Genomic DNA, 20,477 nt, shown 5'->3' on the forward strand with positions numbered 1-20,477 from the left:
GCTGAAACGCTTCGCCGGATGGACGCTTTCCGCGCCGGCCACGACCCTCGTCTTGGTGTTCCTGGTGCTGCCGGTGGCTGCCACCATTACCGCGACCTTCGTCGAGCCCGCCGGCATCATCGCGCCCTATATGGAATTCTTCTCCAGCGGCTTCCGCCGCACCGTTCTTTGGCGCACGCTGGAGATTTCGCTGATCACCACGATCATCTCCGTGGCGGTGGGCTTTCTCACCGCCTATGTGGTCGCCCGCTCGCCGGGTCGCATCAAGAGCCTGCTCATCATCGCGGCCGTCTTCCCGCTGCTGACCGGCGTGGTGGTGCGGTCCTTCGCGTGGCTCATCATCCTCGGGCGCAACGGTATCCTGAACAACTTCCTCATCGGGATGGGCATCACCGACGAGCCGTTCTCCATGCTCTACACGCAGGGCTCGGTGATTGTCGCCATGGTGTATCTCTTCGTGCCGCTGATGGTGCTGACCCTCGTCGGCGTTTTGGAAAACATCCCTGACGACGTTGTGCAGGCGGCAGCCTCGCTGGGCGCCTCGCCGGCCGCGACGTTCCGGCAGGTAATCTTCCCGCTGGCGGTGCCCGGCCTGATCGTCGGCGCGGTGCTGGTCTTCACCGGCTCGTTCACCGCCTATGCGACGCCGCAGCTTCTCGGCGGCGAAAGCCAGATGGTGATGGGCACGCTGATGTACCAGCGCGCCATGGTCGCCTTCGACTGGGTCAGCGCCTCCACTATCGCCGCCATCATGGTGGTGGTGACGGTGGCCGTGGTGCTCTTCATGACGCGGGCCGCCCGCCGTCTCAACCCGATGGCGACCTGATGCCCAACCGTCTTCATCCTGCCCTGATCGGCTTCGCCATCCTCGTCTACCTGTTCCTGATGGGGCCGCTGGTGATCGTCTTCGGCGCGGCACTCTCGGACACGACCTTCCTGACCTTCCCGCCGCAGGGTCTGACGCTGCGCTGGTTCGAGCGCATCTTCGAGATCGGCGCGTTCCGGCGCACCATCGTCACGAGCGTCGAGATCGCATTCCTGGCGACCGCGCTGGCGCTGCTGATCGGCATTCCGGCGGCCTATGCGCTGAACCGCTATCGCATCCAGCTTCCGGCCTGGCTGTCGACGCTGTTCGTGCTGCCGATCCTGGTGCCTGAAATCGTGCTCGGCTTCTCGCTGCTGCGCTCGGTCGCCGTGGGCCAGTCCGCTCCGATCTTCCTGACGCTGCTGATCGGTCACACCCTGATCGTGCTGCCCTATTGCGTGCGGGTCATCTCGGCGAGCCTCGCCTCCTTCGACTTCTCCATCGAGGAAGCGGCGATCAGCCTCGGCAGCCGTCCGATCAAGACCTTCTTCACGATCGTGCTGCCGAACGTGCGCTCCGGCGTGATCGCCGCCTTCATCCTCGCCTTCATCACCTCGATCAACGACGTCTCGGTGTCGCTGTTCCTGACCGGACCCGGCATCTCGACGCTGCCGATCCAGATCCTCGCCCATGTCGAGCAGTTCTTCGATCCCGTCATCGCATCTGTCTCCGTGCTGCTCATGCTTCTGACCGTCGCCGTGATGGCGATTGTCGAGCGCACGCTGGGCCTGACCTTCCTCGCCAAGTAGAAACAGCCAATGACCCATCCCCTCGCCGTCGAACACCTGACCGCCCATTACGGGACGACCAAGGTTCTGGACGACCTCTCACTCAGCGTCGGCGCGGGCGAGCTCGTCTCGCTGCTGGGCGCTTCCGGCTGCGGCAAGACGACGACGCTGCGCCTGATCGCCGGCTTCCTGGAGCCGACGGCAGGCACCATTACGCTGGGCGGCGAAGACCTGACGCGGCTTCCCGCCTACAAGCGCCATATCGGCCTCGTCTTCCAGAACTACGCGCTGTTTCCGCACCTGTCGGTGTTGGACAATGTCGCCTTCGGCCTGAAGCAGCGCGGCATCGCGACGGCCGAGCGCAACAAGCGGGCACGCGCGATGCTGGAGCGCGTCGGCCTCGACCAGCTCGCCGACCGGCTTCCCGGCGCGCTCTCTGGGGGCCAGAAGCAGCGCGTCGCGCTTGCCCGCGCTCTGGTGATCGAGCCGCCGCTGCTGATGTTCGACGAGCCGCTGTCCAACCTCGACGCCAAGCTGCGCGTCGACATGCGCGTGGAAATCCGCCAGCTCCAGCGTGCCAACAACACCACCGCCGTCTACGTGACCCACGATCAGGAGGAGGCATTCTCGATCTCCGACCGGGTGGCGATCATGCATCAGGGCCGCATCATGCAGCTCGATACGCCCGAGGTGCTCTACCAGCGGCCGGCCAACGCGTTCGTGGCGCGCTTCGTCGGCTTCGAGAACCTGATCCCGATGAAGGTCACGGCGCGCGACGGCGACGACGTGACGGCGCAGGCGCCGGGCGGCGTGGCGCTTGCGCTGCCCAAGGCGCGCTTCGGCGACATCCCGGACGATTTCGTGCTTGCGGCGCGCGCCGACGGGCTGGCCGTGACGGCCGATCCCGACGCCAAGGGCCTGCCCGCGACGCTCGGCCTGCGCACCTATCTGGGCCGCGCCTACCAGTACCAGTGCGAGACGGAGGCCGGCCCGCTGATCGCCAACGGCCCGCTGTCCTCGCCGCTGGAGCCCGGCTCGACGGCGCGGTTGGTGCCGGTTCCAGACCAGTGCTGCGTGCTGGGGGTGGAATAGAGACGTGGATATTGTACTGAGCCGTCGCGCTCCTTCGCGCCCCCCTCTGTCCTGCCGGACATCTCCCCCACGAGGGGGGAGATCAGTCGGCCGACCGGCCTTCGCTGACCGCGAGCGTGGCAGAACAAGTGGTGTGCACGAAGCTGTCGATCTCCCCCCTCGTGGGGGAGATGGCTGGCAAGCCAGAGCGGGGCAACGTAGGGCATTGCCTTTGCGATCAGCGATCTGGCGGCGATCCGAATGACCACCATCATAACCAATGCCACGCTGATCCCCTGCACGCCGGACATGCCGGTGATCGAGGGCGGGTTCGTTCATGTCGACGGTGAGCGCATCGTCGCGGCCGGTGCCGGTCCGGCGCCGCGGGTCGAGGGCGCCGAGGTGGTTGACGTCGGCGGCGACATCGTCATGCCCGGCATGGTCAATCCGCATTGCCATATGGCGATGACGCTGTTTCGCGGGCTGGGGGAGGATGTCGACGACCGGCTTTACCGTTACGTGCTGCCGATGGAGCGCAAGTTCGTGACGCCGCAGATGGTGCGCGCGGGAACGGCGCTGGCAGCACTCGAGCTGATCGAGGGCGGCGTCACCACCGTCGCCGACATGTATTACTTCGAGACCGAAGTCGGTCGGGTGGTGGATCAGGCGGGCATTCGCGGCGTGGTCGGCCAGACCATCGCCGATTTCAACCCGCCCGATCACAAGACGATCGACGAGGGCTTCGCGCTGACGGAAGCGCTGGTGGATGAATTCGCCGGCCATCCGCGCGTGACCGCGTCGATCGCGCCGCATGCGCCTTATTCGACCGACATCGCGGTGATTAACCGCGTCGCGCGCTGGGCCGACGATCACCCAGACGTGCCGGTGCAGATCCATCTGGCCGAGATGGATTCGGAGATGGAGTGGTGCGCGAAGAACCACAACATGCGCCCGGTCGAGGTGGTGGAGAAGGCGGGGCTGCTGCGCAAGGGACTGATCTGCGCGCATTGCCTGCATGTCAGCGACAGCGACATCGAGAAGATGGCCCACGCGCAGGTCTGCGTCGCGCACAATGCGCGCTCCAACGCCAAGGCGGGGCGCGGCATCGCGCCGGTGGAGGCGATGCGCGCGGCGGGCATTCCGGTCGGCGTCGCGACGGACGGGCCGATGAGCGGCAACACGCTCGACCTGTTCTCGCAGTTCGCGCCGGTGACGATGTTCCAGAAGCTGCTGGGCCACAGCCGCAGGCCGATGCCGGCGAAGGAAGTGATCCGTATGGCCACCATCGAGGGCGCGAAGGTGCTGGGCATGGATGCCCGCATCGGCTCACTGGAGCCCGGCAAACAGGCCGATCTGATACGCATCGACGTGTCGACGACGCGCATGCAGCCGATCTACGATCACTATGCGACGCTGGTGTTCTCGGCGATGCCGGTGGACGTGCGCGACGTGATGGTGGCGGGTGCGTGGCTGATGCGCGACCGCGACGTGAAGACGCTGGAGCGCCGGAAGGTGATGCGCGACGCGCTGCAGGTCGCAGGTGAATTCAAGGCGGAGATGGCGCGCATCGACGCCGCCGATGGGCAGGCGTGATGACGGATACGACCATCCGCGCCGTGATCGACACCGATCCCGGCATCGACGACGCGGTCGCGATTCTGCATGCGCTGTCGTCGCCCGTCTTCGACATCCTCGGCGTCACGACCGTGGCCGGCAATATCGGCATCGAGACGACCACCCGCAATGCGGGCCGTATCCTGGCGCTGGCCGGGCGCGGCGACATCCCGGTAATCGCGGGCGCGCCGGCGCCGCTGTCACGCAAGGGCTTTGACGTCGCCGACATCCACGGCAATGACGGCCTCGGCGGGGTGCGGTTTCCCGAGCCGGCCGTGCCGCCGCTGTCCGACGCGGTCGAATGGCTGGCGGGCCTGCTGATGCGCGAGCCGGAAGGCGGCATCGACATACTGGCGCTCGGTCCGCTGACAAACATCGCGCGGCTGGTGGGCGAGCACCCGGAAGCGGCGGGGCGCATCCGGCGGCTTATCGCCATGGGAGGCGCCGTGGACGAGCCCGGCAACGTCGGCCCCCGCGCCGAGTTCAACATCGCCGCCGACCCCGAGGCCGCCGACATCGTCTTCCGCGCCGGGCTCGAGACGGTGCTGGTGCCGCTCGACGTGACGCGCAAGGTGCGCGCGACCCGCGCCTATACGGCTGCCTTGCGCGAGACGGGTGTGGCCGCCGCCGCCGCTTCGGCCGACCTGATCGACGCCTATTTCCTGTCGACCTCCGGTGGCGAGAGCCGGCCGCTGCATGATCCTTGCGTCATGCTGTTTGCCGAACGGAAGGACCTGTTCAGGCTGGAGACGCTGCCGATCGCCGTCGACCTCGGCGAGGCGCCCGACGCAGGTGCGCTCGACGTCGACCGGAAAGCCGGCACCGCAATTGCAGTGGCGATGAAGGTCGATAGCGCAAAAGCGCTTGAGCTTCTGGCCGCACGGCTTTCAGGTGGGTAGGTGCGTCCTTCGAGGCTCGCTTTGCTCGCACCTCAGGATGAGGGACGTGGATTGATCGAACCAGCCGCCTGTGGGCTCGATGCCGGGAAGCCCTCACGCTGTGGTGCGAATGTGTTGATCCCGCTGCGTCATGGGCTTGGGTACCGATCTCCCTCGTCCTTCGAGGCTGGGGCTTTGCCCTCGCACCTCAGGATGAGGGACGTGGATTGATCGAGCCAACCCTCGGTGGGCTCGCTGCACCACAGCCCTTACCTAAAGATGCGAATGTGTCGAGCCCGCTGCGCCGTGGGTTCGAGCACCGGCGTCCCTCATCCTGAGGTGCGAGCAAAGCGAGCCTCGAAGGACGCACCACCTTCACCCCGCCTGCAGTTCCTGCTCCACCAGTGTGGTCCAGAAGCGGACGCCGGGCTCGATGGCGGCGTCGTTGAAATCGTAGCGGGTGTTGTGGTGCAGGGCGCCGTCTTGCGCCGGGCCGTTGCCGAGCCAGACATAGGCGCCGGGAACCTGCCCTGAGAAGATGGCGAAATCGTCGCCCGCTGTCGATGGCGGATAGGCGGTCGCCACGTTTGCGGTGCCGAGCGCGGCCTGCGCGGCCGCCAGCGCGCGCTGCGTTGCGTCCGCCTCGTTGATGACGGGCGGCATGCCGCGGCGGTAGTCGTAGGCAGCGCCGATACCGGCAGCCGCAGCTATGCCGGCGGCAATGCTGCCGATCTCCGCTTCGATCAGATCGCGCACCGCGTGGCTGTAGGCGCGCGCCGTGCCGCCGATGCGCACGTCGTCGGGGATGACGTTGAGCGCCTCGAAATCGCCCGCCTGGATGGCGCAAGCGCTGACGACGGCCGCCTCCACCGGATCGACCTTGCGCGAAACGATGGTGTGGATCGCGCTGAGGAACTGGCCGGCGGCGACCGTAGGGTCGAGGCCGAGATGCGGCTTGCCGCCATGGGTGCCAACGCCCTTGAAGGTGACTTCCCAGCGGTCGGACGAGGCGAGCTGGGGGCCGGGCACGACCGCCATCTCGCCGATAGGGATGCCCGGCATGTTGTGCAGGCCGTAGAAACGGTCGATCGAAAAGCGCTCGAACAGGCCGTCGTCGACCATCGCCTGCGCGCCGCCACGGCCTTCCTCCGCCGGCTGGAACACGAAATGCACGGTGCCGGAAAAGGAGCGGCTGTGCGCCAGCTTGCGGGCCGCGCCCAGCAGCATCACCGTGTGGCCGTCATGCCCGCAGGCGTGCATCTTGCCGGGAAATTTTGAGCGATAAGGCCGCTCCTTTGCGGTTTCAGGCATGGCGAGCGCATCCATGTCGGCGCGCAGCGCGATCGTCGTGGTGCCGTTGCCCCGCTTGAGCGTGCCGACCACGCCGGTCTTGCCGATGCCTTCCTCGACCGCGATGCCGCAATCGGCAAGGAAGGTCTTGACGATGGCGCTGGTGCGCTCTTCCTCGAAGCCGAGCTCCGGATGGGCGTGCAGGTCGCGGCGCAGCGCAACCAGTTCTTCGAGGTCCTGCGGGTCGAGGAAATCGCTCATCTCTGGACACGTCCCGTGATGCGGTTAGAAGGTGGTGCTCGCCTTTGCAGGTCGCCCTTTTTATTCCGGAAAGCAAGTCGCCGATGCTCGCTCCACACCAGTTCTGGCAGGAAATCCACGCGCCGGGCACCTTTGCCGACGGCATCGCGGAAGGGTTCGCCGATCTTTATCCGGCTACGCTGCCGGACGGGCGGCAGGTGTCGCTGCCGATCCGGATTCTACCCGGCGGGACCGAACGCGCCGTCGCCTCGCTGATCGTCAACCAGGCAAGCTTCGCCGTCGAGGATGCGCTGGCCGAAGCGATGACGGAGGCGGCGCGGCACTATCATCCGGCGGTGGTGGTCGGCGTGCCAACGCTGGGTCTGCCGCTGGCAGCCAACGTGGCGCGGCGGCTTGGCCACCCGCGCATGGTCGCGCTCGGTACCTCGCGCAAGTTCTGGTACGATGAGGCGCTGTCCGAGCCGCTGCGCTCTATCACCAGTCCCGGCGGTGAGAAGCGCATCTATGTCGACCCGCGCATGCTGCCGGTGCTGGAGGGGCGACCCTTCGTGCTGATGGACGACGTGGTGAGCACCGGGGCATCGCTGGTTTCGGTCCTGCGGCTTCTGCAGCGCGCCGGGCTGCGGCCCGCTGCGGCGATCTTCGCGATGCTGCAGGGCGAACGCTGGCGCGATGCGCTCGCCGAAGCCGGCATGGGCGACCTGCCCATCCATGGCGCGACGGCGACGCCGCTGCTGGCGCGCGGGCCGGACGGGCGATGGCGTCCGCAGGGCGGCGACGTCAGCGCCGCGTGATCTCTACGCCGTCGGTGATCCTGTCGCTGGGGTGCATGATGACCTGTTCGCCTTCCGAAAGGCCGGACAGGGCGACGGCGTTGCGGGCGTCGCGTGCCCCGACCTCGACCGTGCGCAGCGCTGCCTTGTTTTCCGCGCCCGCGACAAAGACCGCCCAGTCAGCGCCTTGCCGGAAGAGCGCGCCAAGCGGCACCAGCAGCGCGTCCTCGTGGCGCTCGATGGTGATCCGCGACGTCACCCGGTAGCCGTGGCCGAGCCCCGGGCGATCCTCCGGCGGGGCGAGAAGGTCGAGGATCGTGCGCACCCGCTGTTCCTCGATGCCGAGCGCGGAGACCTTTGTGAAGCCGGTCGGCTCGACGCGGCGCACCCGCGCCTCCAGCGGCGGCCCGCCCCAGCCTTCGATCCGGGCGTCGGCCTCGGGCGGCACGCGCACGGCATCCGCCGACAGAAGCTCGGCCACCACTTCCAGTTCGGTCGGGTCACCGATCTCGACGAGCGGCGTGCCGGCGGCCACCACCGCCTCGCTCTCATGGTGGATGGTCAGGATTTCGCCATTCACCGGCGACTCGACGGTGATGCAGCAGCCGCCATTGCCGTTGCTGGTGACACTTTCGGGGTCGTCCAGCCGCGCCTGTGCGCTTTCGCGTTCGCGCCGGCGCATCTCGACGCTCGCGGCGGCACTGGCAAGCCGGGCCTCTGCCTGGGTGACGGCTCCCCGCGCCTCCTGCAGCGAGCGATCGGAGACGATGCTGCGGCGGCTGAGTTCCTCGTTGCGGGCAGCTTCCGCCCTTGCCAGCTCCAGCGCGGTTTCCGCCTCGCGGTACTGGGCTTCGGCAAGCCGCACCGCCGCGCCGGCCGCCGCAAGGGCGGCTTGCGCCTCGCGTCGCGAACGGGTGTCGAGCAGAGCCGGCGCGGCCGGGCGAACCACGCCGACGATGGTTTCGCCAGCGACTACCTGGTCGCCGACATGGCCCGGCGTACGCTGCACCGTGCCGGCCACGGGTGCCGACACCGTGTAGACGTCGCGGATGCGCGTGCGTGCGTCATCGCTGACGGTCACCTCCAGCGTGCCGCGCTCGACCGCGGCCATGTCGACCGCCACCGGCTGCGCACGGAACGCCCACCACGCCGCCGCTCCTGCCAGCACCAGGCCGGCCACGATCCAGGCAGATTTTCGAAGCGGAATCGCCATCGGTCACTCTCTCGTCTTCAGGACTTCTATCAGGTCGAGCCGGTCGATGCGCCGGCGCACGATCAGCGCCGACAGCGCCGAGGCCACCAGCACCACAACGCTCGCCCAGGCATAGGTGGAGCGCTCGATCACCAGCGGCAGGCGGAACATCTCGGTGGCCAGCCCCTCGGCGGTCGAATAGGCCATGCCGTAACCGAGCAGCCAGCCGAGCGGCAGGGCGGCGAGCGTCAGAATCGCGAATTCGCCGAGCAGGATCCACGACACCTCGGCGCGGGTGAAGCCAAGCACCCGCAGGCTCGCAAGCTCGCGCCCCTGCTCGGAGAGCTGGATGCGCGCGCCGTTGTAGACGACGCCGAAGGCGATGATGCCGGCAAGCCCGACATAGATGGTCACCATCATGGTGAGGTTTTCGGCCATGGTCTCGCGGAACTTGGCCACCGAGGCGCGCTGCAGGGCGATGGAGTTCACCATCGGCAGGTTCTTCACCGCCTCGTAGAGCGCTGCGATCTGCGAGCCGTCGGTGGTGACGTGCACGGCCGAGATGGACGGCCCCTCGCGCATCAGCCGGTTGAGCGCTTCGAGCTCCATGAAGGCGCCGAGGCCGATATAGCTTTCGACGATGGCCGAGACGGGTAGCTGCACGGTCTCGCGGTGCTCCTCCATCAGCTCGATCTCGATCGTCTCGCCGCGGCCGATTTTCAGGATATTGGCGAGCGCCGTGGTCAGCACGACGCCCTCGCGCGGCATGGTCACCTCCTGACGGTCGACGTCGAGCAGGCGCGACAGGTTCGAGCCGGCCGGCTTGCCGGTGATCGAGAGGCGGCGTTCGAGATGGCCGTTGCGGAACCGCGCCGCCACCATCCGCGCCGGCTCGGCCGCCATCACACCGGGCAGGCGCTCGACCTCGTAGAGCGCGTCGGCAGGCAGCTTGTGTACGAAGCTGATCGTCGCATGCTGCCGCTCGGCGCTGAAGAAGGTGACGTCGATCATCTCCTCGACCGCGTCGAGAGAGAACAGCGATCCGACCAGAACGGCGACCGACAGTGCGATGCCGAAGCTGGTGAAAAGCGAGCGCAGCGGCCGGCGCACGATGTTTCGCCCGATCATCACCGTGGTCTGCGGCAGCAGCGATATGAAGGGCAAGCCGCCGCCGAAGAGCCGGCGATAGCGCGCAGGCGCAGGCGGGCGCATCGCAACGGCGGGCGGCAGGGCGGCCGCCGCGCGCACCGAGCGCAACGCGCCCAGCGATGCGGCCGCCACCGAAACCGTGATGGCGATGACATAGACGTCGAGGCTGAGCCGGAAGATCAGGAACGGGAAGTGGAAGAAGTCGCCATAGAGGCGGGTAAGGCCGCGCCCGAGATACGTGCCGGCGGCGATGCCGATGGCGACGCCGATCAGCGCGATGACGATGACCAGCTTCATGTAGTGCCAGGCGACGCCGACGCCGGTGTAGCCGACGGCCTTCATGAGGCCGATCTGCTCGCGCTCCAGCGCGATCAGGCGCGACAGGATCATGTTGACGAGGAAGCCGGCGACCAGCAGGAAGATCGGCGGCAGCACGTAGCTCATCGCCTGAAGCTGCGTCAGTTCCGCGTCGAGGAAGGCGTGGCTCTGCTGGTCGTCCCGGTCATGCGCGCCGCGCCCGCCAAAGGGTTCGAGTAGCCGGTCGATCTCGTCGATCACCGGCTCGGGCGGCTGCCCGCGCAGGAGCTTGACGGAAACCGCGTTGAACGCGCCGTCGAGGTCGAACGCGGCGGCGAGCGCCGTCTGAGACATCCACACCACGCCCAGCCGCCGGTCGTCCGGCATCAGGTCTGGCACGACGTAGATGAACTCGGGCGACAGTGCGACGCCGACGATGGTGAGCGCGCGTTTGCGGCCGTTGATGATCGCACTCAGCGTGTCGCCGGGCTCGAAACCGTGGGCCTTGGCGAAGGGCTCGTTGACGACGATCTCGGCCGGATGGCCCGGCGAGGGCAGGCGGCCCAACCGCATATAAAGCTGGTTCAGCAGCTGCTCGCCATCGTCGGGCACCGAGACCAGCATGCCGCTGGCCGGTTCCAGCATGCCCTCTATGTCGAGCACCGCGTTCTCGCGGATGCGGGTCTCGACGCTCGCGACGCCGGGGATGGCGGCGATCTCATCGGCGAGCCGTTCCGGGGCGCGGGTGGCGGTGGCGAAGATGTCGGCGAAGGCGTTGCGCTCGTAATAGGCTTCGCGGGTCTCGAACAGCGAACGCTGGGCGCCGACTGCCAGCACCAGCGTCATCACGCCGGCGGCCATGACCAGCGCGATCGCCGCGACCTGCGCCCACAGCCGGACGAGATCGCGCATCAGCTTGCGGTCGAGCACACCCATGGGGTCACCACGCGATCGAGGCCGGCGCCTCGCGCTTCTCGTTCTCTTCGATCCGCGCGACGGTGCCGTCGGCGAAGTGGATCACCCTGTCCGCCATGCGGCCCACAGCCATGTTGTGGGTGATGACCAGCACCGTGGTGCTGAGGTCGCGGTTAACCTGCGCCAGCGCTTCCAGCACCCGGATGCCGGTCTTCGAATCGAGCGCGCCGGTCGGCTCGTCGCACAGAAGCACTTCGGGCTTCTTGGCGATGGCGCGGCCGATGGCGACGCGCTGCTGCTCACCGCCGGAAAGCTGCGCGGGGAAATGGTCGTGTCGGTCGCGCGGCAGGCCTGCGATCTCCAGCGCCTCGCCGGGGTCCATCGGATCACGTGCGATCTCGGTGACGAGCGAGACGTTTTCGCGCGCCGTCAGGCTGGGCACGAGATTGTAGAACTGGAAGACGAAGCCGACATGGTCGCGGCGGTATTTCGTCAGCTCACGGTCGCCGAAACCGGTGATCTCCTCGTCGCGGAAGAAGACCTTGCCGTCGGTGACGGTGTCGAGCCCGCCGAGAATGTTGACCAGTGTCGACTTTCCGCTGCCGGACGGGCCGAGCAGCACGATGAACTCGCCGGCCCCGATCTCAATGTCGACGCCGCGCAGCGCCCGCACCTCGACCTCCCCGGTGCGGTAGACCTTGGTCACCCCCTCGACGGTGTAGATCGGCCCGGCGTTCACACGGCCTCCCTCATTCGCGAACGAATGATCTCTAGAGCAGCGGGCGTTCTGGAGAACGCAGTTCCGCTGCTCCAGACTGATTCTCTTAGCCGCATTTCTGCGACGCCAGACGATTCTGTCTGGCTGCAAAATGCTTTAGCCCAAAATCAGCCCGGCCCGTTGATACACGTCAAAGGTGCATGTTGACAGCCCCGGCTGCCTATTCGGCGGCCTCGGCGCGGTCCAGCTCGTCGCGGGCGGCCGCCAGGATGTCGAACGAGCGCACCCGTGCCGTGTGGTCGAAGATCTGGGCCGTGACCATCAGCTCGTCGGCGCCGGTGCGCGCGACGAAGGCCCTGAGCCCGTCGCGCACGGTCTCGCGCGAACCGACGATGGCGCAGGAAAGCGCGTGGTCGAGCATCGCCTTGGCTGACGGGTCAAGATTTTCGGCAAAGCCGGGAACGGGAGGCGGCAGCTTGCCGGCGCGGCCCGTGCGCAAATTGACGAAGGCCTGCTGCAGCGAGGTGAAGAGCAGCCGCGCTTCCTCGTCGGTGTCGGCGGCGAATACGTTGAGGCCGAGCATCGCGTAAGGCTTGTCAAGATGCTCCGAAGGCTCGAAACGCGTGCGATAGACTTCCAGCGCATGCTCCATCTCGGCCGGCGCGAAATGCGAGGCGAAGGCGTAGGGCAGGCCGAGCATGGCGGCGAGCTGCGCGCCGTAGAGGCTGGAGCCGAGCATCCAGACCGGCACGTTGAGGCCGGCGCCCGGCACGGCGCGCACGCGCTGGCCGGGTTCCTCCGGCTTGAAGTAGTGGATCAGTTCGACAACGTCGTTGGGAAAGGTGTCGACGCCGCCGCCCATGTTGCGCCGAAGCGCATGCGCGGTGAGCTGGTCGGTGCCGGGCGCGCGGCCGAGCCCGAGATCGACGCGGCCGGGATGGAGTGCTGCCAGCGTGCCGAAGGCCTCCGCCACCATCAGCGGCGAATGGTTGGGCAGCATGATGCCGCCGGCCCCGACCCGGATGGTAGAGGTGCCGGCCGCGACATGGCCGATCACCACGGCGGTTGCCGCACTGGCGATGCCAGGCATGTTGTGGTGCTCGGCCAGCCAGTAGCGATTGTAGCCAAGGCGCTCGGCATGGCGGGCGAGATCGAGCGTGTTGGCGAGCGACTGCGAAACGTCGCTGCCCTCAGGCACGGGCGAAAGGTCGAGTACGGAGAGCGGTATCATCGGTCGGATATAGGATGTCCGCACGCGTTCACCAACCGTCTGCCGCTTGTGCCAGGGGCAGCGATTTGCGGAAACGTCCATGAAGGCGTCATCCCGACCGAGCGGAGCGAGAGCCGGGACCCATTGGTCGGGACATCGTGGAGCGCGGCCCGGTGCTTGTCCTGACGCATGAAAGCGCCCGCCGTGCATCTGCGCGGCGCTACCTGCGGAGACCGGCCGCGCCTCTCAATGGGTCCCGGGTCTGCCCTCACTCCGCTCGGTTGCCCGGGATGACGGCGGGAAGGTTGCGGGTGTACCTTCAGCGTTGGCGATTGGCGGGTGACACCGCCGTCGGCGATTTGCGGGACACTTCCATGAAGGCGTCATCCCGGCCGAGCGGAGCGAGAGCCGGGACCTATTGGTCGGGACATCGTGGAGCACGGCCCGGTGCTTACCTTGGCGCAAGAAAGCGCCCGCCGTGCATCTGCGCGGCGCTACCTGCGGAGACCGGCCGCGCCTCTCAATGGGTCCCGGGTCTGCCCTCGCTACGCTCAGTTGCCCGGGATGACGGCGGTAGGGTCGCGGGTGTACCTTCAGCGTTGGCGACTGGCGGGTGACACCTTCATCGGCGATTTGCGGGACACTTCCATGAAGGCGGGAACCTAAGGCCCTATGCCTCCGCTGCGGCTGTTTTCTTCGCCGCCACGGCCTTCTTCACCTCTGGCGCGACCTTCGTGCCGAACAGTTCGATGGCCTTCATGAGCTTCGCATGGTCCATGACGCCGATCGCCATCTGGATGACGAAGCGGTCGAAGCCGAAGATCTCGTGGTTGGCGAGGATCTTGTCGGTGACTTCCGCCGGGCTGCCGGCGAAGTTCGCGCCGCGCGGGGCCGCGGAGGCGGCGAACTGGTCCTTGCCCGTCGGGCCCCAGCCACGCTCGCGCCCGATCCGGTTCATCACGTCGGTGTGCGCCGGAAAGGCTGTGTCTATGGCCTCCTGCGTCGTTTCGGCAACGAAACCATGCACGTTGATGGAGGTCTTCAAAGTTGCCGGGTCACGTCCGAACTTGGCTGCCGCCTCGCGGTAGAGCTTGAACAGCGGCGCGAAACGGTGCGGCTCGCCGCCGATGATGGCGAGTGCCAGCGGCAGGCCGAGCATCGCCGCGCGGCCGACCGATTGCGGCGTGCCGCCGACGGCGATCCACAGTGGCAGCTTCTCCTGCAGCGGGCGCGGATAGACGCCGCGATTGTCGACCTTCGGCGTGTGCTGGCCACCCGGCCACGAGAAGATTTCGCCGTCGTTCAGCTTGATGAGCATCTCGAGCTTTTCGGCGAACAGCGTGTCGTAGTCCTCGAGCGCGTAGCCGAACAGCGGGAAGGATTCGATGAAGGAGCCGCGGCCCGCCATGATCTCGGCGCGGCCCTCGCTCAGATTATCAAGGGTTGCGAACTGCTGGAACACGCGGATCGGATCGTCGGACGACAGCACGGAAACCGCGCTCGACAGGCGGATATTCTTCGTGCGCGTGGCGGCGGCCGCAAGCGCGACGGCGGGCGAGGAGACCGCATAGTCGGGGCGGTGGTGTTCGCCCAGCCCGAAGAAGTCGAGGCCGAGCTGGTCGGCAAGCTCGATCTCCTCGACGAGATTGCGCAGCCGTTCCGCCGGCCCGACCTTTACGCCGGTGACAGGGTCAGTGCCGACATCGGCGAACGTGTAGAGGCCGAGTTCCATCATGAAGTCTCCCGAATTGTCTCCGACAGATAGGCTGCCGATCCGCCGCGCGCAAAGCGGTTTGCTGTGAACAGTCCATCCTCCGGCGCGCGACGGGGGAACCGGGGACGCCGCCCGTCGTTCCCCTGACGTGGTTTTCCAGCCAGAGGCGCTTCATGACCTTTTCCATCGTCGCCCGCTGCCCGCGAACGGGCGAGTTCGGCATTGCCGCCATCACCGCGCTTCCGGCCGTCGGCAAGCTTCTGACGCACGCCGCGCCCGGCGCAGGCGCGATCGCCACACAGGCGCGGCTGAATCCGTATCTCGGCATCGACGGCATAAGGCTGCTGCAGAGCGGCATGTGGGCCGATGAGGTGATCGAGGCTTTGCGTCAGCATGATCCGCGTATGGATCGGCGGCAGCTCGGCGTAATCGACCGCGACGGCCGCGCCGCGATTTGGACCGGCGAGGGCTGCAAGCCTTGGGCCGGCGGGCAGGCGCATCGCGATTTCTGCGTGCAGGGAAACCGGCTCGAAGGGCCGCAGGTAATCGAGGCGGCAGTGCGCGCCTTCGGCGAGAAGCCGAACACGCCGCTGGTGGAGCGGCTGATCCGTGCGCTTGCTGCGGGCATGGCCGAAGGCGGAGACCGGAAGGAGGAGCGCTCCTCGACAGTCTATGTGGTGGCCAGCGAGGAATATCCGCTTTGGGACATTCGCGTGGACGACCACGACGACCCGGTGGGCGAGCTGATGCGGCTGCATTCGGTCTTCGCGGAGAAGCTGCTGCCACATATCCGGCGCATGGCGACACGCGCCAACCCGGCCGGCATCTTCGAGGACGGCGATGTCTAGGCAGGGCGAACCCGAAGACCTGCCGCAGGCGGTATCGGTGCGGCGGCCGGACGGCGAAGAACTGCCGCTGCTCTACGATTCGCCGCATAGTGGCCGGGTCTATCCCGAGGATTTCCTGCCGGCGGCCGAGATGCGACTACTGCTGGGCGGCGAGGACCGGTTCGTCGACGACCTCGTCATTGATGCGCCGAGCCATGGCGCGACGCTCATCAAAGCGCTGTTTGCCAGAACCTATATCGATCCCAACCGCACCGCCGACGATCTCGATCCACATCTTCTGCCGGAAGACTGGGCGGAGGAGACCGCGCCTTCGGTCAGTTCGGAGCGTGGCGTCGGGCTGATCTTCCGCCTGATCGGCGACGCGGTGCCGATCTACGACCGGCTTCTGAGCGCGGACGAGATACGGCGGCGCATCGATGCCTACTGGCGGCCCTATCACGCGGCGCTGGAAGACGAGATGGCGCGGCTGACGGAACGATTCGGCGAAGTGCTGCACATCAACTGGCATTCGATGCAGCCGGTCGGCAATGCGCTGGCGCCAGACCCCGGCCGAACGCGTCCGGACTTCGTGCTGGGCGACCTCGACGGCACGTCCTGCGATCCGGCGCTCACACGCTTCGTGGCGGACCACCTGTCGGCGCTCGGCTACAGTGTCGGGCTCAACGATCCGTACAAGGGCGCGCTGATCGTGGAGCGCTACGGGAAGCCGGAAGAGGGGCGGCACACGCTGCAGATCGAGATCAACCGCGCCCTATACATGGACCACGGCACGCTGGACCGCACCGGCGGGTTCGCCGAACTCAAGGACGACCTGTCGACGTTTACGGACGAACTCGCCGGCTTCGCCCGCGCGCGGCTTGGCTGAGCGGTGCTGTCGCTTCAGCTTTTCACAGAAAAGCCTCCTCCACCGCCTCCGGCGGTCCCCCTCCCCCGCTTCGCAGGGGAGGAACCGAGGTCGCGGACGGCCGCAGCGTCTGATCCTCCCTTGTTTACGGGGAGGGGGACCATGCGAAGCATGGTGGAGGAGGCGTTCCGCTGCTCCAGCTTCGTTTCCTTAGCTGCAAAATGCTCTATTTGCCGAGCACGAGCGTCCAGTAGCGCCGGTCGTCATCGGTGCCCGCATAGGCGAGGCCGAAGCGGGTGAAGCGCTTGTCGAGCATGTTGCGGCGGTGGCCGGAGGACGCCATCCACATCTGGAACAGCCGCGCCATCTCCATGCGCCCGTGGGCGAGGTTCTCGGCCGCCGGCGCGGCGACGCCGTCCGCCTTCATCCGGGTGGCGAAATCGCGCCGCCAGCCGGTGTCGTGCGCCATGCGGCCCGATTGCGCCATGTAGCCGGACTGGCGCAATGCCGCTTTCTCCAGTGTCGGATCGGGTCTCAGCGCCGGCAGGCCGGCAGCACTACGAATCTCGGCCAGATAGGCCTGCCCGGAGCGTGACGCCCCGGCCGAAGCGCCGGGCGTGGTTCCCGTCTGGCAGCCGGCGACCAGTAGCGCGCCTGCCAGCATGACGGTCGCGCCGGCGGCGCTGACTGCTCTTGCGATGCGGTTCATGGATGCCCTTCGAATTTGCGACGGTGGGCTTCTTCAAACAGGATCGTGGCAGGATGCAGGCATCATTCGCCGTCTTCGACCACATGCAGCCGCAACTGCCCGGTGCGCGAAGAGGCCGTGCGCGGCGCGGGCTCGTCCGCCTCCGGCGCGCCGCCCTCGATGCCGAACTCCAGCGCCTCGATCTTGGCACCACGGCGCGTGACCTTGTCGACCGAGGTGAGAATCGTCTCGACGTCGCGGCTCGCCTGCGAGAAATGGGTCTGCAGCTTGCGCACGCGCTCGTCGAGGCGGCCGACATCTTCCATCAGCCGCACCACCTCGTGCTGGATAAGGTGTGCCTGCTCGCGCATGCGCGCATCCTTGAGCACGGCCTGGATCACCTGGATCGACAGCATCAGCAGCGACGGCGAGACGATGACCACGCGGGCGCGGTGCGCCTTCTGCACGACCGCCTCGAAGTTCTCGTGGATCTCGGCGAAGATCGATTCGGACGGCACGAACATGAAGGCCGTGTCCTGCGTCTCGCCCGGGATCAGGTATTTGTCCGCGATGGCGCGGATGTGGACCTCCACGTCGCGGCGAAAGGCCTGCGCGGCGACCTTCTGCGCGTCCGCGCCTTCGCTCTCGGCCGCCGCCCGGATCGCATTCCACGATTCCAGCGGGAACTTGGCGTCGATGACGAGGTCGGGCGCGCCGTTGGGCATGCGCACGAGGCAATCGGGGCGGTTGTTGTTCGACAGCGTCGCCTGGAACTCGTAGGCGCCGTGCGGCAGGCCATCGGCGACGATCGCCTCCATGCGGCTCTGACCGAACGCGCCGCGCGTCTGCTTGTTGGACAGGATCTGCTGGAGCTGCACGACTTGGCCCGCCAGCGACTGGATGTTGGACTGCGCCGTGTCGATCACCGCCAACCGCTCCTGCAGCTTCGCCAAGTTCTCATGCGTCGACTTCGTCTGCTCGGTGATCGAATGGCCGAGCCGCGCGCTCATCCCGTCGAGCCGTTCGCCGATCGATTTCGTCAGTTCCGCCTGCCGGCTGCCGAACACCTCGGCGATGGTGCCCATGCGGCCCTGCATCTCGGCCTGCGCGCGGGCGATCTCGGCCATGCGGGCTTCCGCCTCGCGGGCACGTTGCGAGGCTTCGGCTGCCGCCTCGGCGCGGGAGCGAGCGGAGCGCAGCAGGGCGAGCGTGAGGAAAAGGACCAGCAGCAGCGCCAGCGCCACCGAGCCCGCAAGGGCCTGGCCCAGCGTGATCGTGGTCGCGCCGAGGCGGGCGACGGGGAGCGAAAGCAGTGCGGCCGGATCATCCATCCCTTCAGGATAGACGATTCGATCGGTCCGCATAAGACCAAAACGTGAACATTGTTTCCAAAGCCGTTGACGCTTCTGGGGTTACCGATTACCTGACGGGCATGATCAGACCTCTTGTCATCCTTCCCGATCCCGTCCTGCGCCAGGTTTCCGAGCCGGTGGAGCGGGTCGACGACGCGCTGCGGCGCTTTGCCGACGACATGCTCGAGACGATGTACGACGCGCCCGGCATCGGGCTGGCGGCGATCCAGATCGGCGAACCACGCCGTATGCTGGTGATCGATCTCGCCAAGGAGGACGAACCGAAGGCGCCGCATATCTTCATCAACCCGGAAATCGTCGCCAGCGGCGACGGCATTTCGGTCTATGAGGAAGGGTGCCTGTCGATCCCGGACTATTATGCCGAGGTCGAGCGGCCGGACACGGTGACGGTGAAATATCTCGACCGCGACGGCAAGGAACAGGTCATCGAGGCCGACGGCCTGATGGCGACCTGCCTGCAGCACGAGATCGACCATCTGAACGGCGTCCTGTTCATCGACCACATCTCCAAGCTCAAGCGCGACATGGTGGTGCGCAGGTTCAAGAAGCTGGCGCGCGACAAACCCCTCAGCCGGATGGCCGGCTAGCCCCGCGCCGGCGAGCCGGAGGCCGCACCATGTCCCTACGCGTCATCTTCATGGGAACGCCCGAGTTTTCGGCCGCGACGCTGCGCGCGATCGCCGAGGCCGGGCACGAGATCGTCGCCGTCTATAGCCAGCCGCCGCGCCCTGCGGGCCGGCGCGGACTGGAACTGACGAAATCGCCGGTGCATCTGCTTGCCGAGGAGCTGGGCGTCGAGGTGCGCACGCCCAAGTCGCTGAAGGGCGAGGACGAGCAGCAGGCGTTCCGCGATCTGGAAGCCGACGTCGCCGTCGTTGTCGCTTACGGGCTGCTGCTGCCGAAGCCGATCCTCGACGGCACCCGTCTGGGAGCGTTCAACGGCCATGCGTCGCTGCTGCCGCGCTGGCGCGGCGCGGCTCCGATCCAGCGCGCGATCATGGCCGGCGACAGCGAGACCGGCATGATGGTGATGAAGATGGACGAGGGGCTCGATACCGGCCCTGTGGCCTTGACGGAACGCGTCGCCATCGGTCCCGACATGACCGCTGGCGAACTGCACGACGCACTGATGGCAACGGGTGCCGCGCTGATGGTGCGGGCGCTGGCCGATCTCGAAGCCGGATCGCTGTCGCTCGAGCCGCAGCCGGAAGAAGGCGCGACCTACGCAAAGAAGATCGCCAAGGAGGAGGCGCGCATCGACTGGTCGCGCGGCGCGGCGGAGGTGCACAATCACATTCGCGGGCTGTCGCCGTTTCCCGGCGCGTGGTGCGAGATGACGGCCGGAGGCAAGGCGGAACGCGTGAAGCTGCTGCGCTCGACAATGGCCGAGGGCGAGGGGCCTGCCGGGCGCATCCTCGACGATCGGTTGACCGTAGCCTGCGGCAACGGCGCGGTGCGGCTGACGGAGCTGCAGCGGGCAGGCGGAAAGCCGATGGCGGCGGGCGAGTTCCTGCGCGGCGCCAAGATCGGCGAGGGAGACGAACTGTCATGAACGGCATTACCATCCGTGAGGCGGCCGAGCGGGATCGCGGCGCGATCCGCGCGGTTGAGGAAGCCGCCTTCGGGCAGGATGGCGAGGCACGGCTGGTCGAGCTGCTGGTCGGCGCCAGCGACGATGTGCTCGAACTGGTCGCGGAACGGAACGGCGAACTTGTCGGCCATGTCTTGTTCTCGCGGCTGATGGTGGAGACACGCAACCGCAGCTTCGCGGCTGTCGCGCTCGCGCCGCTGGCGGTTTCGCCCGCCGCGCAGGGACAAGGCACCGGCGCGGCGCTTGTGGAAGAGGCGCACCGTCGCCTGCGCGTCGCGGGCGAGACGCTGAGCGTCGTGCTGGGCGATCTGGCCTATTACGGACGTTTCGGCTATGCGCACGAGCGGGCCGCAGGCTTCGAGAGCGACTATCAGGGCGAGGCGCTGCAGGCGATTTCGTGGGGCGAGGCGCCGGCCAGCGGCAGGCTGGTCTACGCGCCGGCGTTCCAGGAACTCTGA

19 protein-coding genes are annotated in these 20,477 nt (G+C 67.4%); 11 read left to right on the top strand and 8 right to left on the bottom strand.

From position 1 onward, the window contains the following. Position 1 precedes the first annotated feature (1 nt). The 5 genes from V1479_RS04300 to V1479_RS04320 all read left to right on the top strand — a co-directional run bounded on the left by V1479_RS04300 (position 2) and on the right by V1479_RS04320 (position 5,177). The gene (locus tag V1479_RS04300; protein WP_368801992.1) at positions 2-826 is read left to right on the top strand and encodes an ABC transporter permease; all 825 of its coding nucleotides are present in this window, start codon (positions 2-4) and stop codon (positions 824-826) included. Further along, positions 823-1,614 carry an ABC transporter permease gene (locus tag V1479_RS04305; RefSeq protein WP_368801993.1) on the top strand — a complete coding sequence of 264 codons (792 nt, stop codon included), beginning with the start codon at positions 823-825 and terminating at the stop codon, positions 1,612-1,614. The genes V1479_RS04300 and V1479_RS04305 overlap by 4 nt, the downstream gene beginning before the upstream one ends. A 9-nt stretch (positions 1,615-1,623) precedes the next feature. Then, on the top strand, positions 1,624-2,685 hold the full coding sequence (locus tag V1479_RS04310) for an ABC transporter ATP-binding protein (RefSeq protein WP_368801805.1): 1,062 nt from the start codon (positions 1,624-1,626) through the stop codon (positions 2,683-2,685). 240 nt (positions 2,686-2,925) lie between these two features. Further along, complete coding sequence (locus V1479_RS04315) at positions 2,926-4,257, top strand: amidohydrolase family protein (RefSeq protein ID WP_368801806.1); 1,332 nt, start codon at positions 2,926-2,928, stop codon at positions 4,255-4,257. Next, positions 4,257-5,177 (top strand): nucleoside hydrolase, encoded by a 921-nt coding sequence (locus tag V1479_RS04320; protein ID WP_368801807.1) that lies wholly within the window; start codon positions 4,257-4,259, stop codon positions 5,175-5,177. Before V1479_RS04315 ends, V1479_RS04320 begins: the two co-directional genes overlap by 1 nt. A gap of 354 nt (positions 5,178-5,531) precedes the next feature. Here the strand turns inward: V1479_RS04320 and V1479_RS04325 are convergent, their stop codons facing one another. Further along, entirely contained in the window at positions 5,532-6,707 is a 1,176-nt protein-coding gene (locus tag V1479_RS04325) for an amidohydrolase (RefSeq protein WP_368801808.1), read from the bottom strand. An 83-nt stretch (positions 6,708-6,790) separates the two neighbouring features. On the opposite strand from V1479_RS04325, the gene V1479_RS04330 reads away from it, so the two are divergent. Beyond that, a complete protein-coding gene (locus V1479_RS04330) occupies positions 6,791-7,501 on the top strand; it encodes a phosphoribosyltransferase (RefSeq protein ID WP_368801809.1) in 711 nt (236 codons plus the stop codon). Here the strand turns inward: V1479_RS04330 and V1479_RS04335 are convergent. The 5 genes from V1479_RS04335 to V1479_RS04355 form a co-directional block, all read right to left on the bottom strand. Then, positions 7,488-8,693 carry an efflux RND transporter periplasmic adaptor subunit gene (locus V1479_RS04335; RefSeq protein WP_368801810.1) on the bottom strand — a complete coding sequence of 402 codons (1,206 nt, stop codon included), beginning with the start codon at positions 8,691-8,693 and terminating at the stop codon, positions 7,488-7,490. The two genes, V1479_RS04330 and V1479_RS04335, sit on opposite strands and share 14 nt — an antisense overlap. Positions 8,694-8,696: 3 nt before the next feature. Beyond that, positions 8,697-11,054: an ABC transporter permease gene (locus V1479_RS04340; protein WP_368801811.1), complete on the bottom strand. Its 2,358-nt coding sequence runs from the start codon at positions 11,052-11,054 to the stop codon at positions 8,697-8,699. Positions 11,055-11,058: 4 nt separating this feature from the next. Then, entirely contained in the window at positions 11,059-11,772 is a 714-nt protein-coding gene (locus V1479_RS04345) for an ABC transporter ATP-binding protein (protein WP_368801812.1), read from the bottom strand. Positions 11,773-11,971: 199 nt separating this feature from the next. Beyond that, complete coding sequence (locus V1479_RS04350) at positions 11,972-12,982, bottom strand: LLM class flavin-dependent oxidoreductase (RefSeq protein WP_368801994.1); 1,011 nt, start codon at positions 12,980-12,982, stop codon at positions 11,972-11,974. 649 nt (positions 12,983-13,631) lie between these two features. Further along, on the bottom strand, positions 13,632-14,693 hold the full coding sequence (locus V1479_RS04355; protein WP_368801995.1) for an Atu2307/SP_0267 family LLM class monooxygenase: 1,062 nt from the start codon (positions 14,691-14,693) through the stop codon (positions 13,632-13,634). A 155-nt stretch (positions 14,694-14,848) separates the two neighbouring features. Here V1479_RS04355 and V1479_RS04360 point away from each other — a divergent pair, with 155 nt between their 5' ends. Together V1479_RS04360 and V1479_RS04365 are read left to right on the top strand one after the other, a co-directional pair. After that, positions 14,849-15,523 carry a DUF1028 domain-containing protein gene (locus V1479_RS04360; RefSeq protein WP_368801813.1) on the top strand — a complete coding sequence of 225 codons (675 nt, stop codon included), beginning with the start codon at positions 14,849-14,851 and terminating at the stop codon, positions 15,521-15,523. Then, positions 15,516-16,388, top strand: coding sequence for an N-formylglutamate amidohydrolase (locus V1479_RS04365; protein ID WP_368801814.1), 873 nt, complete (start codon positions 15,516-15,518; stop codon positions 16,386-16,388). Before V1479_RS04360 ends, V1479_RS04365 begins: the two co-directional genes overlap by 8 nt. 205 nt (positions 16,389-16,593) lie before the next feature. On the opposite strand, the gene V1479_RS04370 is transcribed toward V1479_RS04365, so the two are convergent. Both V1479_RS04370 and V1479_RS04375 read right to left on the bottom strand, forming a co-directional pair. Next, positions 16,594-17,076: a CAP domain-containing protein gene (locus V1479_RS04370; RefSeq protein WP_368801815.1), complete on the bottom strand. Its 483-nt coding sequence runs from the start codon at positions 17,074-17,076 to the stop codon at positions 16,594-16,596. Between the two features lie 62 nt (positions 17,077-17,138). Next, positions 17,139-18,419 carry a DNA recombination protein RmuC gene (locus tag V1479_RS04375; protein ID WP_438620484.1) on the bottom strand — a complete coding sequence of 427 codons (1,281 nt, stop codon included), beginning with the start codon at positions 18,417-18,419 and terminating at the stop codon, positions 17,139-17,141. Positions 18,420-18,487: 68 nt separating this feature from the next. Here V1479_RS04375 and def point away from each other — a divergent pair, with 68 nt between their 5' ends. Genes def through V1479_RS04390 form a run of 3 tightly spaced genes read left to right on the top strand, consistent with a single transcriptional unit; the run spans position 18,488 to position 20,477 of the window. Then, complete coding sequence (gene def / locus V1479_RS04380) at positions 18,488-19,015, top strand: peptide deformylase (protein ID WP_368801816.1); 528 nt, start codon at positions 18,488-18,490, stop codon at positions 19,013-19,015. 29 nt (positions 19,016-19,044) lie between these two features. Beyond that, positions 19,045-19,980 (top strand): methionyl-tRNA formyltransferase, encoded by a 936-nt coding sequence (fmt, locus tag V1479_RS04385; RefSeq protein ID WP_368801817.1) that lies wholly within the window; start codon positions 19,045-19,047, stop codon positions 19,978-19,980. After that, complete coding sequence (locus V1479_RS04390; RefSeq protein WP_368801818.1) at positions 19,977-20,477, top strand: GNAT family N-acetyltransferase; 501 nt, start codon at positions 19,977-19,979, stop codon at positions 20,475-20,477. Before fmt ends, V1479_RS04390 begins: the two co-directional genes overlap by 4 nt.

The organism is Neoaquamicrobium sediminum, from assembly GCF_040970315.1.
Lineage (GTDB): Bacteria > Pseudomonadota > Alphaproteobacteria > Rhizobiales > Rhizobiaceae > Aerobium > Aerobium sediminum.